This window comes from Streptomyces sp. NPDC042638 (assembly GCF_040647235.1).
Taxonomy (GTDB): Bacteria; Actinomycetota; Actinomycetes; order Streptomycetales; family Streptomycetaceae; genus Streptomyces; species Streptomyces rameus.
Genome location: NZ_JBEZBT010000023.1, coordinates 99599 through 119154 on the forward strand (window position 1 = coordinate 99599; position 19556 = coordinate 119154).

Annotated in this window: 17 protein-coding genes; 2 read left to right on the forward strand and 15 right to left on the reverse strand. The window is 73.6% G+C overall.

Annotated elements, in window-relative coordinates; all coding sequences use genetic code 11:
* Positions 1-281: 281 nt before the first annotated feature.
* From AB0B40_RS20220 to AB0B40_RS20240, 5 genes are read right to left on the reverse strand one after another with little or no spacing between them, the layout of a single operon-like run.
* Positions 282-1760 (reverse strand): HAD-IA family hydrolase, encoded by a 1479-nt coding sequence (locus AB0B40_RS20220; protein WP_362264801.1) that lies wholly within the window; start codon positions 1758-1760, stop codon positions 282-284.
* A gap of 14 nt (positions 1761-1774) precedes the next feature.
* Complete coding sequence (locus AB0B40_RS20225; protein WP_362264803.1) at positions 1775-2851, reverse strand: ABC transporter ATP-binding protein; 1077 nt, start codon at positions 2849-2851, stop codon at positions 1775-1777.
* A gap of 6 nt (positions 2852-2857) precedes the next feature.
* Positions 2858-3679 (reverse strand): ABC transporter permease subunit, encoded by an 822-nt coding sequence (locus AB0B40_RS20230; RefSeq protein ID WP_345056476.1) that lies wholly within the window; start codon positions 3677-3679, stop codon positions 2858-2860.
* Positions 3664-4563, reverse strand: a complete 900-nt coding sequence (locus AB0B40_RS20235; RefSeq protein ID WP_362264805.1) for an ABC transporter permease subunit — start codon at positions 4561-4563, stop codon at positions 3664-3666. Before AB0B40_RS20235 ends, AB0B40_RS20230 begins: the two co-directional genes overlap by 16 nt.
* Positions 4560-5738: an extracellular solute-binding protein gene (locus AB0B40_RS20240; protein WP_345056480.1), complete on the reverse strand. Its 1179-nt coding sequence runs from the start codon at positions 5736-5738 to the stop codon at positions 4560-4562. The genes AB0B40_RS20235 and AB0B40_RS20240 overlap by 4 nt, the downstream gene beginning before the upstream one ends.
* Positions 5739-5922: 184 nt before the next feature.
* Here AB0B40_RS20240 and AB0B40_RS20245 point away from each other — a divergent pair, with 184 nt between their 5' ends.
* Complete coding sequence (locus AB0B40_RS20245; protein WP_345056482.1) at positions 5923-6663, forward strand: GntR family transcriptional regulator; 741 nt, start codon at positions 5923-5925, stop codon at positions 6661-6663.
* 59 nt (positions 6664-6722) lie between these two features.
* On the opposite strand, the gene AB0B40_RS20250 is transcribed toward AB0B40_RS20245, so the two are convergent.
* The 9 genes from AB0B40_RS20250 to fmt all read right to left on the reverse strand — a co-directional run bounded on the left by AB0B40_RS20250 (position 6723) and on the right by fmt (position 16053).
* A complete protein-coding gene (locus AB0B40_RS20250) occupies positions 6723-7175 on the reverse strand; it encodes an Lrp/AsnC family transcriptional regulator (protein WP_031174468.1) in 453 nt (150 codons plus the stop codon).
* 27 nt (positions 7176-7202) lie between these two features.
* Positions 7203-8690: an amino acid permease gene (locus AB0B40_RS20255; protein WP_345056487.1), complete on the reverse strand. Its 1488-nt coding sequence runs from the start codon at positions 8688-8690 to the stop codon at positions 7203-7205.
* Positions 8691-9093: 403 nt separating this feature from the next.
* The gene (locus AB0B40_RS20260; RefSeq protein WP_362264808.1) at positions 9094-10536 is read right to left on the reverse strand and encodes a GuaB1 family IMP dehydrogenase-related protein; all 1443 of its coding nucleotides are present in this window, start codon (positions 10534-10536) and stop codon (positions 9094-9096) included.
* A gap of 132 nt (positions 10537-10668) precedes the next feature.
* A complete protein-coding gene (locus AB0B40_RS20265; protein WP_345056491.1) occupies positions 10669-10998 on the reverse strand; it encodes a barstar family protein in 330 nt (109 codons plus the stop codon).
* Positions 10995-11402: a ribonuclease domain-containing protein gene (locus tag AB0B40_RS20270; RefSeq protein ID WP_345056493.1), complete on the reverse strand. Its 408-nt coding sequence runs from the start codon at positions 11400-11402 to the stop codon at positions 10995-10997. Before AB0B40_RS20270 ends, AB0B40_RS20265 begins: the two co-directional genes overlap by 4 nt.
* Positions 11403-11452: 50 nt before the next feature.
* Positions 11453-12463, reverse strand: a complete 1011-nt coding sequence (locus AB0B40_RS20275; protein ID WP_345056507.1) for a sugar-binding domain-containing protein — start codon at positions 12461-12463, stop codon at positions 11453-11455.
* A 124-nt stretch (positions 12464-12587) separates the two neighbouring features.
* On the reverse strand, positions 12588-13274 hold the full coding sequence (rpe, locus tag AB0B40_RS20280) for a ribulose-phosphate 3-epimerase (protein WP_345056495.1): 687 nt from the start codon (positions 13272-13274) through the stop codon (positions 12588-12590).
* 197 nt (positions 13275-13471) lie between these two features.
* Positions 13472-14890 carry a transcription antitermination factor NusB gene (locus tag AB0B40_RS20285; RefSeq protein WP_362264810.1) on the reverse strand — a complete coding sequence of 473 codons (1419 nt, stop codon included), beginning with the start codon at positions 14888-14890 and terminating at the stop codon, positions 13472-13474.
* 230 nt (positions 14891-15120) lie between these two features.
* Positions 15121-16053, reverse strand: a complete 933-nt coding sequence (gene fmt / locus AB0B40_RS20290; RefSeq protein ID WP_345056499.1) for a methionyl-tRNA formyltransferase — start codon at positions 16051-16053, stop codon at positions 15121-15123.
* A gap of 215 nt (positions 16054-16268) precedes the next feature.
* On the opposite strand from fmt, the gene AB0B40_RS20295 reads away from it, so the two are divergent.
* Positions 16269-16811, forward strand: a complete 543-nt coding sequence (locus AB0B40_RS20295; protein WP_345056501.1) for a hypothetical protein — start codon at positions 16269-16271, stop codon at positions 16809-16811.
* Between the two features lie 312 nt (positions 16812-17123).
* Here AB0B40_RS20295 and AB0B40_RS20300 read toward each other — a convergent pair whose 3' ends face one another.
* Positions 17124-19307, reverse strand: a complete 2184-nt coding sequence (locus AB0B40_RS20300; RefSeq protein WP_362264812.1) for a primosomal protein N' — start codon at positions 19305-19307, stop codon at positions 17124-17126.
* Between the last annotated feature and the right edge of the window lie 249 nt (positions 19308-19556).

Below are 19556 nucleotides of genomic sequence, written 5' to 3' on the forward strand. Positions count from 1 at the left end.
GCCGAGGACCGGAGCCGGCCTCACCGGCAGCCGGCACCGGAGCCGGTCTCGCCGACGGGTGGCACCGGAGCCGGTCTCGCCGACGGGTGGCACCGGAGCCGGCCCACCGGCCCCAGGAAGGAGCCGGCCTCACCGGCCCCTGGCACCGGACGGCCGCGCGGCTCACCGGACACCTCGGTCTCACCGGACCCCCCGCGCTGCGGGCCGCCGGGCCGGACGGCGCACCGACCGCCGCCCTGTCGGCGGACCCGATGCGCCGCTCACCACCCCCCCTGGGCCGGTCACCCAGGGGGCAGCACGAAGGCGGTGATCACCGCCGCGTGGTCGGAGGGCCAGTCGTTGTGCGCCACGTCCGGCCAGGGGCGCGGGCGGCCGGTGACGAGGGTCCGCGCGTCCCGCACGGTCAGGCCCCGGTGCAGTACGTAGTCGATCCGGTCCTGCGGCTCGGGCCGCCCGCTGCCGTCCTCGTGCACGGGGTGGACCGGCGACCAGGTGTGCCCGGGCACGGCGGCCGGGTCGGGGTGGGCCTCCCGGAAGGAGTCGCTCAGGCCCGCCTCCTCGGCGGCCTTCGTCACCGGCCACGCGACGTCCGGCCGGTCCAGGTGCGAGGGGCAGTTGAAGTCGCCGACGAGGACGACCGGTACGCCCTCGCGGGACACCTCCGCGATCCGCTGCAGGGCGTCCCGCATCTGCGCGAGCCGCACCTCCTCGTGGGCGATCAGCTCGGCCGCCGGCAGCCCGTCGAAGGCGGCTTCGTAGGGGCCGTACGGCGTGTAGTGCAGATGCGCGGTCCACACGTCGACCTCGCGGCCGGGGGCCACCGCGATCCGGACGCCCGCGGCGCCGTAGAAGCCGACGTCGGGGTCGCCGAACCGGGCGGTGATCGGATGGCGGCTGAGCACGCCGAGGTTCTCGCCGGCCCGGTGGTGGTGCCAGCCGAGGGCCCCGGCCAGCTCCTGGGTGGCGGTGCCGCCGGTCTCCTGGAGTCCGACGACGTCGGCGCCGCTGTCCAGGATCGCCTTGAGCTGCTTGGCCCGGTGGTCCTCGACCCGGCTGCCGCCGAGCCACAGGTTCCAGCTCATGACCGTCAGCGAGGGGGGCGCCACCATGCGGCTCAGCTCCTGTTCCGTGACGCCGGCCAGGCTCTGCCGTACGGTCCGGCCGGGCGCAGCGCCGATCGGGGCGAGGGACGGTACGGCGAGTACGGCGCACCCGGCGGCCTCGGCGGAGGCCACCCCGGTCTCGGTGTCCTCGACCGCCACACAGGCGGCCGGCTCGACGCCGAGGGCTCGGCAGGCGGCGAGGTACGGATCGGGGGCGGGCTTGGTGCGGGGGGTGTCGTCGGCGGTGACGGAGACCGCGAACCGTCCGGCGCCGAGCGCGTCCAGGACGACGTCGGCGACCGCGCGCGGGGACGCGGTGACCAGGGCGGTCGGGATGCCGGCGGCGGCCAGCGCGGCCAGCAGGTCCAGGGCGCCGGGGCGGGGCACGATGCCGGTGCGGACGCGCTCGGCGAACTCGCGGTGCAGCCCGGCGGCGAGGTCCGCGGCCGGGCGGCCGGTGAGCGCGCCGAGCCAGGCGGCGGTGTGCTCGACCGGGCGGCCGAGCACGTCCGGCTGGTCGGCCTCGGTCAGCGGACGTCCGGCGACCTGCTCGACGGCCTCCCACCACAGGCGTTCGGTGTCCACGAGCGTGCCGTCCATGTCGAACAGCACGGCCTGGAGGGGGCGCTGGGGGCGGTCGGGGGTGTGGGGGGACACGTTTTCCTCGTTCCTCACTTCTGGATACGTTCGGCCACCAGCACGGGCCGTTCGGGCAGCGACACGCTGACGGCCGCCCCGGCGCCGAGCCCGGCTGCCTCGTGCGCGGGCAGGTCGGCCTTGGCCTCGGTGCCGTCGGCGAGCCGTACGGTGACCCGGACGACCGCGCCGAGGAAGGAGGTGGCGACGACCCGGGCGCTGCCCTGCTCGTCGGCGTGCACCCGGACGGCCTCGGGCCGCACCAGCACGTCCACGGCGCCGTCCGGTGCCTCGCCGTCGGCAGGCAGCCGCTGTCCGAGCACCTCGGCCGTGCCGTCCTTGAGCTCGCCCGGGATCCGGCTCATGGTGCCGACGAACTCGGCGACGAAGGCGGTGGCGGGGCGGCCGTACAGCTCGGCGGGTTCGGCGCACTGCTCCAGGCGGCCGGCGCGCATCACGGCGACCCGGTCGGCGACGGACAGCGCCTCCTCCTGATCGTGGGTCACGAACAGGGTGGTGATGCCCAGCTCCTGCTGGAGCCGGCGGATCTCCTCTCGCAGGGTGAGCCGCACCTTGGCGTCCAGGGCGGACAGCGGCTCGTCGAGCAGGAGCACGCGCGGGCGCAGGGCGAGGGCGCGGGCCAGCGCGATGCGCTGCTGCTGTCCGCCGGAGAGCTGGTGCGGGTAGCGCTCGCCCTTGTCGCCCAGGCCCACGAGGTCGAGCAGCTCGGCGGCCCGGGAGCGGCGTTCGGCCGTACGGACCTTGCGCATGCGCAGCCCGAAGGCGACGTTGTCGACGGCGTTCAGGTGCGGGAAGAGGCTGTACGACTGGAAGACCATCCCGGCGTCGCGGCGGTGGGCCGGGACGTGCGTGACGTCCTCGCCGTCCACCAGGACGGCGCCGGAGTCGGGGTGTTCGAACCCGGCGAGCATGCGCAACGCGGTGGTCTTGCCGCAGCCGGAGGGGCCGAGCAGGGCCAGGAACTCGCCCGGACGGACGGTCAGGTCGAGGCCGTCGAGAGCGACGGTGGCACCGAACTCGCGGCGCAGACCGCGGAATTCGACGGTCGCGGCCTTCTCGGCGGTGGCCTTCTCAAGCGTGGTGACGGTCATGGTGGGTCATCCCCGGGAAGAAGCGGTTCGGTTGCGTCCGCCGCCGGCACCGGCGAGCGCGAGGAGCAGGGCCCAGGTGACGAGCAGGCTGAGCACGGAGACGGCGACGGACATCTGGGCCTGCGAGCCGCCGATGTTGTAGATCCACACGGCGAAGGGCCGGAAGCCGAGCAGCTGGGCGACGGTGAACTCGCCGAGGACCAGGGCCAGCGTGAGGAAGGCCGCGTTCAGCAGCGCGCCGCGCAGGTTCGGCAGCACGGCCCGGACGAGGGCCTGCGGCCAGGAGGCGCCGCAGCTGCGGGCGGCCTCGACGAGGGTGCGCACGTCGACGGCGCGCAGGCCCGCGTCCAGGGCGCGGTAGACGAACGGCAGTGCCATCACGACGTACGCGAGGACCAGCACGATGGGGAAGTTCTCGTCCTGGATCGCCACGAAGGTCTGGAACAGCGGGGTCCGGGAGAGGTGCTCCGGGCCCCACTTCAGCACGCTGACGATGCCGGCGACGAAGGCGATCGGCGGCACCACCAGCGGCAGCGAGCACACCACCTCCACCACCGGCCGCAGCCGGGGCGCGCCGAGCCGCAGCGCGACCACGGCGGGCACCATCAGCAGCAGCACGACCGCGATGGTGGCCACGGCCAGCTCCAGCGAGAGCTCCAGGCTGGAGACGAAGCCCTCGGTGGACAGGATCTTGCTGTAGGCGTCGAAGGTGACGCCCTGGCCGGGCACGTCGACGGTGAAGATCACGGAGGCGGCGAGCGGCACCAGGAAGTACAGGGCGGCGAGGCCGAGGACGGCCCACCGCCAGAGGTTCAGGCGTCGAGCCATCGGGCACTCCTCCGCTGCAGGGGCAGGTACACGGCCATCACGAGGCCCGCGACCAGGACCATGTCGAGGCTGAGGGCGAGGGCGACGTTCTCCTGGCCGACCAGCACGTTGCCGGACAGGGCGTCGGCGATCTGCAGGGTGACCAGCGGGACGGCGCTGCCGACCATGGCGGCGGCGGTCGCGTAGGCGGCGAAGGCGCTGCCGAAGAGCAGGACCAGTCCGCCGAGCAGCGAGGGCGCGAGCACGGGCAGGGCCACGTGCCGCCAGTACTGCACGCCGGTGGCGCCGTTGTTCAGCGCGGCCTCGCGCCACTGGGTGCGCAGGCCGTCCAGCGCCGGGGTGATGGTGAGGACCATGAGCGGGACGAGGAAGTACAGGTAGACGAGGACCAGGCCCCAGAAGCTGTAGAGGTCCCAGCCGCTGTCCTTCAGCCCCAGGTGGACGGTGAGGACGCCCGCGTTGCCGAGGGTCGCGACGAAGGCGAAGGCCAGTGGGACGCCGCCGAAGTTCGCGAGCACCCCGGAGGCGGTCAGTACGGCCTCGCGCAGCGCGCGGGAGCGGGAGCTGACCACGGCCTGCGCGAGCGGCAGCCCGAGCAGGACGCCGAGGACGGCGGAGAGCGCGGACAGCTTGACGCTGCCGAGCAGCGCGGTGAGGTACGGCCCCTGCAGCGAGGCCGTCAGGTTGGCGCCGGTGTAGGAGGCGGCACCCGTGGTGGCGTCCTTGACCGTGAAGGCGCCGTCCACGATGGCCACGGCGGGCAGCCCGAAGGCGATCGCCGTGAACACCAGCAGCGGCACCACGGCGAGCCAGCCGGGGGCGCGGCGCCGCCGCTTCACCGAAGCGACGGGCGCCGCGTCCGTGCGCGGGAGAACGGTGGTCATCCGGAGACGGCCTTACCCCAGCCCTGGGCGATGACCGTCTTGGCCTTGCTCTGCTGGTCCTCGGTCGGGAAGGTCGGCGTACCGGACACCTCGGGCAGCCGGGCGGCGGCCGTCCTGTCGAGGGTGCCGGCCTTGTCCATGGCGGGCATCAGGGCCGGGCGGGCGTAGCCCTTGAGCCACAGGTTCTGGCCCTCGGCGCTGTACAGGTACTCCTGCCACAGGCGGGCGGCCGCCGGGTGCGGGGCGTCCTTGTTGATGGCCTGGGAGTAGTACTGGGCGTACTGGCCGTCGCTCGGGACGGCGACCTTCCAGTCGAGGCCCTTGGACCTGAACTCCTCGCCGTAGCCGGCGTTCAGGTAGTCCCAGTCGATGGAGATGGGCGTCTCGCCCTTCTCGACGGTGGCCGGGGTGGACTCGACGGGTGTGTAGTTGCCGCTCTTCTTCAGCTTGGCGAAGAAGTCCAGGCCGGGCTGGATGTCGTCGAAGGAGCCGCCGTTCGCGAGCGAGGCCGCGTAGACACCGCCGAAGGCCGAGCCGGACTTGGTGGGGTTGCCGTTGAGCGCGACCTGGCCCTTGTACCGGGGCTTGAGCAGATCCTTGAAGGTGGTCGGGCACTGCTTGACGCGCTTGGCGTCGCAGCCGATGGAGACGTAGCCGCCGTAGTCGTTGTACCAGCGGGCCTGCGGGTCCTTCTGCGCTGCGGGGAGATCGGCGTAGGAGGCCACCTTGTAGGGCGCGAGGAGGCCCTGCTGGGCGGCGCTCAGCGCGAACGAGGAACCGAGGTCGAGGACGTCGGGGGCGCGGTCCTGGCCCTTGCGGGTGGTGACGGCGTTGATCTCGTCCTGGCTGGCGGCGTCGGGGCTCTCCACCTCGATCCTGATGCCGTACTTCTTCTGGAAGCCGTCGATGAGGGCACCGTAGTTGGCCCAGTCACGCGGCAGCGCGATGGCGTGCAGCGTGCCCTCCTTCTTGGCCGCCCTGACCAGGGCGTCGAGACCGCCGAAGTCGGCGGCGGAGGTCGCGGTGGCGGCGTTCTTGCCGTCCTTGGTGGTGCTCGACGCGTTGTCGGGGGCGGCACCGCAGGCGCTCAGCGCGAGCGCGGCGACGACGGCGAGGGAACCGCCGAGGACGGCGTTTCTCTGGGACACGGTCACGGTCTCTCCAGGGGGACACATGATGCGGGAGGGATAACTTGTCTGAACAAGTTGGCCTCAGTACGCCCGGTCTCGGTGACCTGTTCATGAACGGCGGCGAAACACCGAGCCCCGTTTCCCTGCACACTTCCGGTTGACACGGATCACCCGGAGACGTCGATTAGGCTGGTCACGCTGTGCACAGCGGCCTACGCAGAGGGGAAGCATGACGGCGCGACACGAGGAGATCGCCGACGAGCTGCGGCGCGCGATCGGCCGCGAGGAGTACACGGTCGGCAGCCGGCTGCCCTCGGAGTCGGAGCTGGCCGCGCACTACGGCGTCTCGCGCGGCACGGTCCGCCAGGCCGTCGCGGCCCTGACCGCCGAGGGGCTCATCGGCTCCCGCCAGGGGGCCCGCCGGGTCGTCCTCGCCAGCCGCCGCAGCCAGAGCTTCGCGGAACTGCGCAGCTTCGCCCAGTGGGCCCGCGCCATGGGCCGCGAGGCCACGGGCCACGTGGTGTCCCAGGAATACCGCCCGGCCACCGCCGAGGACACGATCCGCCTCCAACTGGCCCCGGGGACCCCGGTGTTGCACGTCCTGCGGGTCCGCGGCCTGGACGGCGAGCCGGTCCTGCTGGAACGGACGGTGTACGCCGACTGGATCGCCCCGGCGGTGGAGTCCATCGAGCCCGACTGCCCGTCGGTCACCCAGCGCCTGTACGACGAGACGGGCCTGGTCTTCGCGTACGGCGAGCACGTCATCGACGCGGTGGCCTGCGGCGCCCCGGACGCCGAGCTGCTGCGGGTGCGGCGGACGAGTCCGCTGCTACGGGTGCGCCGGGTGACCACGACGCCCGAGGGCCGCCCGGTGGAGTGGTCCGACGACCGCTACCGCTCGGACGCGGTGAGCTTCAGCGTGCACAACTCGATAGGGAACAATCCGCTGGCGCGCAAGACCGCGGAGTAGAACTCGGGGTGCGGCCGGACGCCGGATACGGCGGTCGAGCCCGGGCTGTGCTCCGGCCGCTACCCCGGCGCCCCTGAGGAGAACCGGCGCAGCAGGGGCGACAGCACCAGCACCGACTTGGTCCGCTCCACGAACGGCTCGCCGGCGATCCGCTCCAGCACCCGCTCGAAGTGACGCATGTCGGACGCGAAGACCTGGGCGATGGCGTCCGCGTCGCCGGTGACGGTCGACGCGGCCACGACCTCCTGGTACCGCTCCAGCCCCCGCTGGATGGTGTCCGGCGAGGTGTTGCGCCGGCAGTAGATCTCGATGTACCCCTCGGTCTCCCAGCCGAGCGCCGCCGGATCCACCCGGACGGTGAATCCGGTGATGGCTCCGGTGGCCCGCAGCCGGTCCACGCGCCGCTTCACCGCGGGCGCGGACAGGCCGACCATCTGCCCGATGTCCGCGTAGGAGCGGCGGGCGTCCTCGGCGAGGGCGTGCACGATGCGTTCGTCGAGATCGTTCAGCACTGGGGGTGGTTCACTTCTTCGGTCCGGTCACTTCTCTGCCGTCACCGCGAGGTCCTCACCGGTCGCGAGACGGGAACGGCGATGGCCGTACAGGAAGTAGAACACGAGCCCGGCGGCCATCCAGCATCCGAAGACGACCCAGGTGACGGTGTCGAGGCTGAACATGTTGTACGCGCAGAAGAGGAAGCCCACGGCGGGCAGGACCGGGCCGAACGGCACCCTGAACGTGCGCTCGAGCTCCGGGCGCCGGTAGCGCAGCACGATCACCGCGATGTTCACCAGACCGAAGGCGAACAGGGTGCCGATGCTGGTGGCGTCGACGAGCTTGCCCAGCGGGATGAGGGCGGCGAGCACACCGCAGAAGAGGGACACGATCACCGTGTTGAGACGGGGAGCCCCGGACTTCGCGTGCACCTTGCCGAGCGCCCTGGGCACCAGGCCGTCGCGGGACATCGCGAAGAGGATGCGGGTCTGGCCGTAGAGCACGGTGAGCACCACGCTGGCGATGGAGATGACCGCGCCCAGCGCGAGCAGGGTGCCCCAGAAGGTCTGGCCGCTGACATCGTTCATGATCGCGGCGAGGGTGGCCTCGGAGCCGTCGAACTTCTTCCAGTTCCAGGCGCCCACGGCGACACCCGCGACGAGCACGTACAGCGCGGTCACGATGATCAGCGAGAGCATGATCGCCCGCGGCAGGTCCCGCTTGGGGTCCTTCGCCTCCTCGCCCGCGGTGGAGGCGGCGTCGAAGCCGATGTACGAGAAGAACAGCGTGGCGCCGGCGGCGCTGACACCCGTCATGCCGAGCGGCATGAAGTCGGCGTAGTTGCCGGACTTGAAGCCCATGAAGCCGACCGTGCAGAACAGCACGAGGGCGACGATCTTCACACAGACCATGATCGTGTTGGCGCGGGCGGACTCCCGCGCCCCACCGAGCAGGAACACCATCGCCAGCAGGACGACGATCAGGGCGGGCAGGTTGATGATGCCCCCCTCGCCCGGCGCCGAGGACAGGGCGTCGGGGATGGTGACCCCGATGGTGCCGTCGAGCAGCTCGTTCAGGTACTCACCCCAGCCGACGGCGACGGCGGCCACCGACACGCCGTACTCCAGCACCAGGCACCAGCCGCAGACCCAGGCGACGAGCTCGCCCAGCGTTGCGTACGCATACGAGTACGAGGAACCGGCGACGGGGATGCTGCCCGCCAGCTCGGCGTACGACAGGGCCGAGAACAGCGCCGTGAGACCGGCGATCACGAAGGACAGGGTGACCGCGGGGCCGGCCTCGGGAACGGCGTCGCCGAGGACGACGAAGATACCGGTGCCGAGCGTGGCACCGATGCTGATCATGGTCAGCTGCCACAGTCCGAGAGAGCGCCGAAGCTGCCCTCCCTCACCCTGGCCGCCCTCCGCGACCAGCAGTTCCACCGGCTTGCGACGCATCAGGCGCGCGGCGATGCCCGGGGACGCGGGGGCGGCCGATATCTGGTTCTGCGGTGGTGCGCCTTGATCGAGCACGCGCTGGCTCCTTCTCGCTGCCGGTGGGTTGTGGTCGTGGACCGGCATGACCGCCGGCCCTCGTGGAGGGGGACCGATGGGCCTGCGAGGGCAGGAACCCATCGAGCGGGGTCCCCGCCACACCACGTACTAGCGCAGCACCCTACGAGGCGGGCCTTCACCGGCGTAATGCAGCAACCTTGCGCATCCCCGCATGATCATTGCGTTCATCGGGCCCGAATGACAAATCGTTGCGCCCGGGCTTTCGACCCTTGCACGGGCCCCTCACCGGGCCCGGCCGACGGGCTGGTCCGCCGGCCGACGGGGCGGCTGCTCCCCCTCGCCCCCCGGATACGCCGACGGCCCCCGTCGTCCCGGATGCGGGAACAACGGGGGCCGTTCAGATGGGACTTGGGCCCCGGGGTCAGCTCCAGCTGGCGTGCAGGGGCTTGCCCTCGGCGTAGCCGGCCGCGCTCTGGATGCCGACGATCGCCTTCTCGGCGAACTCCTCCAGGGAGCCGGCACCGGCGTAGGTGCAGGAGGAGCGGACGCCCGCGATGATCGAGTCGATCAGGTCCTCGACGCCCGGGCGGCCCGGGTCGAGGAACATGCGGGAGGTGGAGATGCCCTCCTCGAACAGCGCCTTGCGGGCGCGGTCGTAGGCCGACTCCTCCGACGTACGGTTGGCCACCGCACGCGCGGACGCCATGCCGAAGGACTCCTTGTAGGCGCGCCCGTTGGCGTCGTGGTGGAGGTCGCCCGGCGACTCGTACGTACCGGCGAACCACGAGCCGACCATCACGTTGGACGCACCGGCGGCGAGGGCCATCGCCACGTCGCGCGGGTGCCGGACGCCACCGTCGGCCCACACGTGCTTGCCGTACTTCTTCGCCTCGGCGGCGCACTCCAGGACGGCGGAGAACTGCGGCCGGCCCACGCCGGTCATCATGCGGGTGGTGCACATGGCGCCGGGGCCGACACCGACCTTGATGATGTCCGCGCCGGCGTCGATGAGGTCCTTGACGCCCTCGGCGGAGACGATGTTGCCCGCGGCGATCGGCACCTGCGGGTCGATCGCGCGCACCGTCCTGATGGCGCTGATCATCGACTCCTGGTGACCGTGCGCGGTGTCGATGACGAGCGTGTCCACACCCGCGTCGAGCAGCTGCTTGGCCTTGCCCGCCACATCGCCGTTGATGCCGACGGCGGCGGCGATCCGCAGCTTGCCGTCGGCATCCACGGCCGGGGTGTACAGCGTGGCCCGCAGGGCGCCCTTGCGGGTCAGGATGCCGGCGAGCCTGCCGTCCTTGTCGACGGCCGGGGCGTAGCGGCGGTTGTGCTGGTCGAGGGTGTTGAAGGCCTCGCGCGGGTCGATGTCGGCGTCCAGCAGGAGCAGGTCCTTGGACATGACCACTTCGAGCTGGGTGAAGCGGTCGACGCCGGACAGGTCGGCGTCGGTGACGACACCGACGGGCCGCTGGTTCTCGTCCACGACCACACCCGCGTTGTGCGCCCGCTTGGGCAGCAGCGCCAGGGCGTCGGCGACGGTCTGGTGCGGGGCCAGCACGATCGGGGTGTCCAGCACCAGATGGCGGCTCTTCACCCAGGAGACCACGTCGGCGACGACGTCGATCGGGATGTCCTGCGGGATGACCACGAGGCCGCCGCGGCGGGCCACCGTCTCGGCCATACGGCGGCCGGCGATGGCGGTCATGTTGGCGACGACGAGCGGGATGGTGGTGCCCGTGCCGTCCGGCGAGCTGAGGTCCACGCCCTGACGCGAGCCCACCGCGGAGCGGCTCGGCACCATGAACACGTCGTCGTACGTCAGGTCGTACGGGGGCTGGAGGTCATTGAGGAAACGCACGTGCCGCACATCCCAGTCGATCAGAGGTGACCCCCGGACAGGTGTGCCAGGGGGAAAGAGCACGTACTTCATTCTCCCATGTCATGGCCGGTGCCGTGCCCTGACAGAACCTCCAGGGTGGCGGTCGATCAGCTAGGAGGATCCTCCAAGGGCCAGGAGTACGGTCAGGGAGGGGGTGTGGTCCACCGCCTCCGCGAAGACGTCCTCGGCGGTCCGCCACTCGTCCGGCCGGGCCTCGGCGTACGGCCGCCAGCCGCGTACGACGATCAGCAGCCCCCGCTCCGCCGCCCCCTCGGGCCAGACCGTGTGGTCGGCGAGGGAGTCGGCCAGCGCGTCCCAGTTCCGACCGAACCAGTCGGGCAGCGCCAGGGCCCGGGAGACGCGGTCCATCAGGGCCGCCTTGCCCGTGACGCCGTCCAGGTCGAGGGTGACCGTGTACCGGCCGCCCAGGTCTTCCGTCATCTCAGCACCGCCCGGAACGACTGGTAGTGATCATCGGTGTAGTAGGTCTCGCCGCCCTGTCCGGTGACGAGGCGCCGGGCCCCGCGGTCGCGTGATCCGGGCGTCGGCACGGTGTACTCGTGGTAGTAGCCGCGCCGGTGCTTCGGCAGGTGCCCCTCGAAGTTCCCGAAGACGACCCCGTCCCTCGCGTACGGGTAGGGGCCGCCCTTGTCGATGAGGACGAGCGTCCGGCGTGCCTCGGCGGGCAGCCGGGGCTCCCGGACGGTGCCCATGCCCCTGGCCCACGCCGGGGTGGACACGCCCGGGGCGGTGGTGCCGCCCGGGGCGGACGAGCATCCCGCCAGCAGGACGGTGAGACAGACCAGCAGCCCCGCGAGCGCACGGGGGACGAACCGTGGCAGCATGCCGCGATGCCGCCACGGCCGTCCCGTCACGACGGTGCCGCGTCCCGTGGTCAGATCCCGTCCGGGTCCGCGCGGCTGAGCGCCGGCTTCGGTGTCGGGCCGGCCGTCATCAGGTAGTCGGCGGCCGATGTGTCGGTCACCAGGCTGGTGACCAGCCCCGAACGCAGCACCGCGTCGATCGCGGGCGCCTTGCGCTGGCCGCCCGCGATGGCCACGACCTCCGGGATACGGCGCAGCTGGTCGGTCTTGACCGTGATGCAGCGCTCCCCCAGGTCCCGTCCGATCCGGCGCCCGTCGGAGTCGAAGAGGTGGGCCGACATCTCGGCGGCGACACCGAGCGAGGCGTAGTGCGCGCGCTCCTCGTCGCTGAGCATGTCGTGCACCGTCGAGATGCCCGGCTCCCAGGAGCCGATGGAGACACAGGCGACGGTGACCTTGTCGAAGTACTCGAAGGCCCGGGCGATCCCGGTCTGGTTGCGCAGCGCCGCCGCGGTGGCCGCGTCCGGCAGCAGCATCGGCGCGTAGATCGGGTGCGCGTCACCGCCCGACACCTGGGCGGCCCGGCGGACCGCCTCCACCGAGCCGCGCTCGGCGGTCCCGGCGTCGTACACGCCGGTCAGCTGCACCACCGTGCACGGCGGCAGCCGGTCCAGCGCCGCCGCCATGTGGATGGTGGACCGGCCCCAGGCGAGGCCGAGCACGTCGCCCTCGTTCACCAGCTCGCCGAGCAGGTCGGCGGCGACCTCACCGAGGTTCTCGGGGTCGGGCGTCTCCTCGGCCTCGGCCGGGGACTCGACCACGACGGCGTGCCTCAGGCCGTACCGGGCGCGGAGCGCGTCGGAGCGCTCGGCGTCCAGCTCGGCCGGCACACGGATCTCGATGCGTACGAGATCCCGTTCGAGGGCCGTCTCCAGGACCCGGGCCACCTTGAAGCGGCTGACGCCGAACTCCTCCGCGATCTGGATCTTGGACTTCCCCTCGAGGTAGAAGCGGCGGGCCATGGCCGCCGCCTGCACCAGCTCAGCGGGTCCCATCCGCATGGCTGACCGGCCCGCCGACATACCCGACACGGCGATCTCCTCACTGCTTGTTCACACTCTGGATTCGCCGTTCATCCTCGCAGATTCGGGGCGACTGATCCGCCCTGATGGGCGCCGTTCATTCAAGCGTTCACTTCGCCGTGGCTCAGTGGTCGCATGCCCAGGACGCCTGGGCGGTGGCCGCCTCCGCCTGTGTGCGCAGAGCACGTACGGCCTCCGCCGGGTCCTGCGCCCCGTACACGGCGGAGCCGGCCACGAACACGTCCGCTCCCGCGTCCGCGCACCGCTCGATCGTCGAGGCCGAGACACCGCCGTCGACCTGCAGCCACAGCTCGAGACCGTGCTTGCCGATCAGCTCACGGGTGCGGCGGATCTTCGGCAGCATGATGTCCAGGAACGCCTGGCCGCCGAAGCCGGGCTCGACCGTCATGATCAGCAGCATGTCGAGTTCCGGAAGGAGGTCCTCGAACGGCTCGATCGGCGTCGCCGGCTTGAGCGCCATCGAGGCGCGGGCACCCTTGGCGCGGATCTCCCGGGCGAGCCGCACCGGGGCGGCGGCGGCCTCCACGTGGAAGGTGACGGACGACGCCCCCGCCTCCACGTACTGCGGGGCCCACCGGTCGGGGTCCTCGATCATCAGGTGGCAGTCCAGCGGGGTGTCCGTCGCACGGGCCAGGGACTCCACCACCGGCACGCCGAGCGTGAGGTTCGGGACGAAGTGGTTGTCCATGACGTCGACATGGAGCCAGTCGGCGCCTCGAACCGCCTCGGCCTCCTCCGCGAGGCGCGCGAAGTCGGCGGACAGGATGCTGGGGTTGATCTGCACGGCCATGACATAAGCCTGCCATGCCGCCGCGCCCGGCGTTCACGGCGGTCGTCGAGGCCGTGTCCCGTCCGCGGTCCGGTGGCGGCCGGCCGCGCGGTTCCCCGCGCCCGCGCGGGGCGCGCGACCCTTCCGTGGACCGGTTGCCGACGTCGACCGGCGGTTCCCCGCGCCCGCGCGGGGCGCGCCGTCCGTCCTGCCCCGGGTCAGGCCGTACGCCGGATCAGGGCCAGGTACATCGCGTCCGTGCCGTGCAGATGCGGCCACAGCTGGACATCCGGTCCCTCGCCCAGCGCGGGCAGGCCGGGCAGCAGCGGGCGGGCGTCGACCAGTTCGGTCTCCGGCCGCTCCTTGAGCACGTCGGCGACGACCGCCCGGGTCTCGGCGAGGTGCGGGGAGCACGTGGCGTACCCGACGACACCGCCGACCCGCACCGAGTCCAGCGCGGTGCGCAGCAGCCCGCGCTGGAGCGGCGCGAAGTCCTCCAGGTCCTCGGGGCGCCGCCGCCAGCGGGCTTCGGGGCGCCGGCGCAGCGCGCCGAGTCCGGTGCACGGCACGTCCACCAGCACCCGGTCGAAGCTGCCGGGCCGCCACGGCGGCCGGGTCCCGTCGGCGGCGATGACCTGGTACGGCCCGGGATTGCCCCGCAGCGCCCTGGCGACGAGCCCCGCCCGGTGCGGCTGCTTCTCCGAGGCGAGCAGCACGGCCCCGCGCTCGGCGGCCAGCGCCGCCAGCAGCGCGGCCTTGCCGCCCGGTCCGGCGCACCCGTCGAGCCACTTCTCGTCCGGCCCGTCCAGCGGGGCGTTCGCCAGCGCGAGGGCGACCAGCTGGCTGCCCTCGTCCTGCACGCCGGCCCGGCCCTCGCGCACCGCCTCGACCGCGCCCGGCTCGCCGCCCTCGGCGAGCCGCACGGCGTACGGCGACCAGCGCCCCGGCACGGCGGACTCCTCGCGCAGCAGCTCCTCGGCGGTGGACCGGCCCGGCCGGGCGACCAGCGTCACCTCGGGCCGCTCGTTGTCCGCCGCCAGCAGCTCCTCGATGCCGGCCCGGCCGCCGCCGAGGGAGTCCCAGAGCGCGGAGACGACCCAGCGCGGGTGCGAGTGCACGACGGCGAGGTTGTCCTCGGGATCCTCGTCGTAGGGCGGCGCGACCTTCTCGATCCAGCCCGCCAGGTCGTCCTGCGCGATCTTGCGGAGCACGGCGTTGACGAACTTGGCCCGTCCGTCGCCGAGCACCACCCGCGCCAGCTCGACGGACGCCGACACGGCGGCGTGCGTCGGGATGCGGGTGCCGAGCAACTGGTGCGCGCCCAGGCTCAGCACGTCCAGCACCGGCGGGTCGACCTCGCGCAGCGGCCGGTCGACGCAGGCGGCGATGACGGCGTCGTACGTGCCCTGCCTGCGCAGCGTGCCGTACACCAGCTCCGTGGCGAGGGCGGCGTCCCGGGCGTCGAAGTCGCCCTTCTCGCGGGCCTTCCGCAGCAGCGGGGGCAGTACGAGGTTGGCGTACGCGTCCCGCTCGTCCACCGCGCGCAGCGCCTCGAAGGCGAGGAAGCGGACGGGATCCTTCTGGGGACGGCGGTAGGGCTTGGCTGGCTTGCGGGGCCGCCGGGAGGGCTCGCTCACGAAAAAGGTGCTCCGGGTGTGAAGAAGAGGATGCGCGTCCAGCCTACGTCGGCGCACCGCCGCCCCCGCCGTCCGGGGCGTCAGCCACCACCGCCGTCCGGGGCGTCAGCCACCACCGCCGTCCGGGGCGTCAGCCACCACCGCCGCCCGGGGCGTCAGCCACCACCGCCGTCCGGGGCGTCAGCCGCCACCGCCGTCCGGGGCGTCAGCCGCCACCGCCGCCCGGGGCGTCAGCCGCCGAGCGTCTCGCCCTCCGCGATGCGCATCCCGCGCGCCCAGTCGGCGGCGCGCATCGGCTTCTTGCCCTGGGCCTGCACCCACAGCAGCTCGACGGCGTACGAACCGGTGCCCACGTGCACGCTGTTCTTGCCCACGGCGAGCCGGCCCGGCGCCTGCTCCGTCCGCTCGGGCACCGGCGTGACCTGGATGAGCTTGAGCCGCTCGCCGCGGAAGGTGGTCCACGCGCCGGGCGCCGGGGTGCAGCCGCGCACGACCCGGTCCACGCGCAGCGCGGGCGCCGCCCAGTCCACCTGGGCGTCCTCGACCGTGATCTTCGGTGCGACGGTGATGCCGTCGGCGGGCTGCGGTACGGCCTTCAGGGTGCCGTCCTCGATGCCGTCCATGGTCGCGGCGAGCAGCCCCGCGCCGGCGAAGGCGAGCCGGGTGAGCAGGTCACCGCTGGTGTCGGTGGGGCGGATCCGCTCGGTCACGGTCCCGTAGACGGGTCCGGAGTCGAGTCCTTCCTCGATGAGGAAGGTGGAGGCGCCCGTGATCTCGTCCCCCGCCATGATGGAGTGCTGCACGGGCGCGGCGCCGCGCCAGGCGGGCAGCAGCGAGAAATGCAGGTTGACCCAGCCGTGGGCCGGGATGTCCAGGGCGGACTTCGGCAGCAGGGCGCCGTAGGCGACGACCGGGCAGCAGTCCGGGGCGATCTCCCTCAGCCGCTCCTGGAACTCCGGGTCCCGCGGCTTCAGGGGCTTGAGCACCTCGATGCCGGCTTCCTCCGCCCGCTCGGCCACGGGCGACGCGACCAGCCTGCGTCCGCGCCCGGCCGGCGCGTCGGGCCGCGTGACGACGGCGGCCACCTCGTGCCGCCCGGAGGCGAGCAGGGCGTCCAGGGCGGGAACGGCGACCTCGGGGGTACCGGCGAAGACGAGCTTCATGGGCGGGATCGGGCCTCTCGGGCGGGGGGCGGGCGGGCAGCGCACCAGTCTATGACCACGGGTGGCGCGCGACCGGGCGGGCGGCGTACGCATATGCCCGCACGCCCCCACCCCGTGACCAGCGGAGCGCACACGCGTTGGTCAAGAAAGAGTTGACCACATCGGGCCGCTTTCGCGGCCCAATTCCTTTCAACGCCGGTTCGAGAGGCTTGTTCATGGCCGACCACGCAACCCACGACGCCCAGGCCCGGGCCAGCCTGCACTTGCTGGTGCGGGACATCGAGCGGGTCCGCCGGCAGGTGGACGCGCTGCGCACCCTCACCGCCCAGCTGGGCAACGTATACCGCCCGCGCCGCTCCGGCCCGTCCACGGGCTTCGTCGTGTACGGACGCGCACCCGCCCCGACGGTGCGCCTCGCCCAGGAACTCCGGGACAGTGTCGAAACCCTGGTCACGGCCGCCGTGGACTTCGACCGCTCACTCGGCTTCTCGTGGGACGCGGTGGGCTCGGCGCTCGGGGTCACCAAGCAGGCGGTGCACCGCCGGTACGGCGCCCGCCGCGTGACCCCCCAGGCCGTCGCGGAGCCGGAGCGGACACCAGAGCCGACCGGCAGCCGCACGCTCAACGTGAACACGGGGCTGCCCGCGGTGCCGACGGTGCCCGCGGCCCGTTCCATGCCCACCCAGCCGACCGCGGGCAGCCCCGCCCTGCGTGACGACGCCCGGCCGACGGCCTTCCCCAGCCCGCGCAACGGCTGACCCCACCGGCCCTGCCCGCTCCCCTCCGTCCTGGCCCGCTCTGCCCTCCCGGCCTGTCTCCGGGAGGGCAGTCGTATGCCAGGGGCCCTGGAGGCGGCTGCCTCCGGCGCGGCGGCCGGGGCAGGCCGGGCCACGACGGTGCCGGGCACCCCCGAGGACGGCGGTCTCCCCGAGGACGACGGTCCCCCCGAGGACGGCGGTCCCCTCGAGGGCGGCGGCCTCCCCGAGGGCGGCGGCCTCCCCGAGGACAGCGGCCTCCCCGAGGACAGCGGCCTCCCCGAGGACGACGGTCCCCCCGAGGGCGGCGCTGTCTCAGCCGATGTCCGGCGGGTCGATCCGGACCCGCACCGCCTCACCGCTCCCCCGTGCCATGCGCGCGGCCTGCGCGGTCTTCAGCGCGGTGGCCAGCGCGGCGCCGCTGCCCGGCGGTACCCGTATGAGTGCCCGCTCCCAGTGCTCGCCGGGCGGCGGTGCGCCGGGTCTGCGCGGCCGGCCGGGCGGCGGGGGCGGCAGCGGCACGGGCCCCAGCACCTCGGCGTCCGGCGGCAGCCCGGCCGCGGCCAGGAACTCCGCGACGGCAGCCGGCGGACCGGACACGGCCGCCATCCGGGACACCGGCGGGAAGCCCAGCTCGGCCCGCTCGGCCAGTTCCCGCACGGCGTGCCCGACGGGGTCCCAGCGCACCAGGGCCTGGACGGGCCGCAGGGTCGGCTCGGCGACCACGACCACGATCCCTCCCTCGGCCTGGGGCCGCACCAGCGCGCCGGCCGCGATCCACCGGCGCAGCGCGTCCTCGCCGGCCCGCAGGTCGGGCCGGCCGAGCATGGCCCAGCCGTCCAGCAGCAGGGCCGCCGCGTAGCCGCCCTCGGCCACCGGTTCGGCGCCCGGCGTGCTGACGACCAGCGCGGGCGTGTCCGGGACGGTGTCCAGCACGTGTTCGCGCCCCGAGGTGCGCACCGGGACGGCGGGGAAGGCCCGCCCCAGCTCCTCGGCGGTGCGGCGGGCGCCGACGACCTGGGCGCGCAGCCGGAAGCCGCCGCACTCCGGGCAGTGCCAGGCGCTCTCCTCGCGCCCGCACCACCCGCAGCGCAGAACTCCCCCGTCCTGCCCTTCGAGCGGACCGGAACAGTGCCGGCACCGGGCGGGCGCCCGGCACTGGGCGCAGGCCATCCGGGGGGCGTAACCGCGCCGGGGCACCTGCACCAGCACCGGACCGTGCCGCAGCCCCTCGCGGGCCGCCTGCCAGGCCAGGGTCGGCAGCCGGGCGGCGCGGGCGGCCTCGTCGCGCGCGAGGTCGCCGTCCCCCACCGTCCGGACCAGGGGCGCGGTGCGGCGCACCTGCTCCCGGCCGGCGACCAGCGGCCGCGCCCAGCCGCTCTCGACGAGCTGGGCGGCCTCCACGGTGCAGCCCCAGCCACCCAGCAGGAAGGCACACTTGTCCAGCGCGGCGCGCAGCAGGAGCACATCGCGGACGTGCGGCTGAGGGGCGTGCTGCTCGCTGTGGCTGTCGTCCCCGTCGTCCCAGACGGCGACGAGACCGAGGTCCTGCACGGGCGCGAACATCGCCGCCCGGGTCCCGACGACGGCACGCACGGAACCTCGCCGTACCGCCAGCCACTGCGCGTACCGCTTCTCGGGTCCGGCGTCCGCGGTCAGCAGCGCGTGCCGGCCGGGGCCGAGCAGTGCGGTCAGCGCGGCGTCCACGCGCGCGGCGGCCCTCCCGTCCGGTACGACGACGAGGGCGCCGCGTCCGGAGGCGAGGGTGGCGGCGACGGCGCGGGCCAGCTCCTCGCTCCACAGCGGTCCGGGCAGCGCGTTCCACACGGCGCGGGGCGACCCGTTGGAGGCCAGCGCGTCGAGGAACGCGCCCCCGTGCTCGTATCTCGCCCAGGAACCGGGGTCCGGCGCCTTAGGCGGGGGCAGCGGCTCCGGGGACGGCCGCTGCTCGGCGCGGGCGCTGCGCGGGGGGACGGCCAGCTGCAGCACGTCGGCGAGGCTGCCCGCGTACCGGTCGGCGACGGCCCGGGCGAGGCCGAGCAGCTCCTCGCTGAGCACCGGTTCCGGCGACACGACCTGGGCGAGCGCGGCCAGCGGCCCGGAGTAGTCGGAGTCGGCCCGCCGTTCGACGAGGAAGCCGTGGATGAGGCCGCCCCCCTCCCGGCGCCCGTCACGCACCCGGTGGCGCCCGGCCCCGAACCGCACCCGCACCCGCACACCGGGCTGTGCCTGCGCGTCCAGCTCCTCGGGCACGGCGTAGTCGAAGTACCGGTCGAGGTGCAGCACGCCCTTGTCGACCAGCACCCGCGCGACCGGCAGCTCCTTGGCGACCGCGGCGCCCCGCCAGGTGCGCGGCTTGGCCCGGGGCACCTTGGCCGTGCGCACGCTCTCCCGGATGAGCGCGAGCTGCTCCGGCGGCGCCTCCTCGGCCCCGCCGTCCCCTGCTGCCCGAGGCTCCCCGTTCCCGTCTGCCCGAGGCTCCCCGTTGTCGCTGCTCACGCTTGCATTCTTACCAAACGTGACTGACAACGCCGCCGGTCGCCCGTCCCCGTGAACCGTCACCGCCCGGGCCTGCCGCGCTCCTGGCCGTGCCCGGGGCCGTCCCCGCGGGTGGCCCGGACGCGCCGAGGCCCGGCCCCCCACGGGGAGACCGGGCCTCGGCGACGAACGGGTGTGGAGGGCTCACATGCCCACGGCGGCGCGCAGGGCGTCCACGCGGTCGGTGCGCTCCCAGGTGAAGTCGGGCAG

Bases quoted from the DNA above. Each gene is read 5' to 3' on its own strand.
- AB0B40_RS20230 (WP_345056476.1), bottom strand. From the start codon at position 3,679: ATGGCTCGACGCCTGAACCTCTGGCGGTGGGCCGTCCTCGGCCTCGCC.
- rpe (WP_345056495.1), bottom strand. From the start codon at position 13,274: ATGGCCGTGCAGATCAACCCCAGCATCCTGTCCGCCGACTTCGCGCGC.
- AB0B40_RS20225 (WP_362264803.1), bottom strand. From the start codon at position 2,851: ATGACCGTCACCACGCTTGAGAAGGCCACCGCCGAGAAGGCCGCGACC.
- AB0B40_RS20265 (WP_345056491.1), bottom strand. From the start codon at position 10,998: ATGACGGAAGACCTGGGCGGCCGGTACACGGTCACCCTCGACCTGGAC.
- AB0B40_RS20270 (WP_345056493.1), bottom strand. From the start codon at position 11,402: ATGCTGCCACGGTTCGTCCCCCGTGCGCTCGCGGGGCTGCTGGTCTGT.
- AB0B40_RS20275 (WP_345056507.1), bottom strand. From the start codon at position 12,463: ATGTCGGCGGGCCGGTCAGCCATGCGGATGGGACCCGCTGAGCTGGTG.
- AB0B40_RS20240 (WP_345056480.1), bottom strand. From the start codon at position 5,738: ATGTGTCCCCCTGGAGAGACCGTGACCGTGTCCCAGAGAAACGCCGTC.
- AB0B40_RS20235 (WP_362264805.1), bottom strand. From the start codon at position 4,563: ATGACCACCGTTCTCCCGCGCACGGACGCGGCGCCCGTCGCTTCGGTG.
- AB0B40_RS20295 (WP_345056501.1), top strand. From the start codon at position 16,269: ATGGCCGACCACGCAACCCACGACGCCCAGGCCCGGGCCAGCCTGCAC.
- fmt (WP_345056499.1), bottom strand. From the start codon at position 16,053: ATGAAGCTCGTCTTCGCCGGTACCCCCGAGGTCGCCGTTCCCGCCCTG.
- AB0B40_RS20245 (WP_345056482.1), top strand. From the start codon at position 5,923: ATGACGGCGCGACACGAGGAGATCGCCGACGAGCTGCGGCGCGCGATC.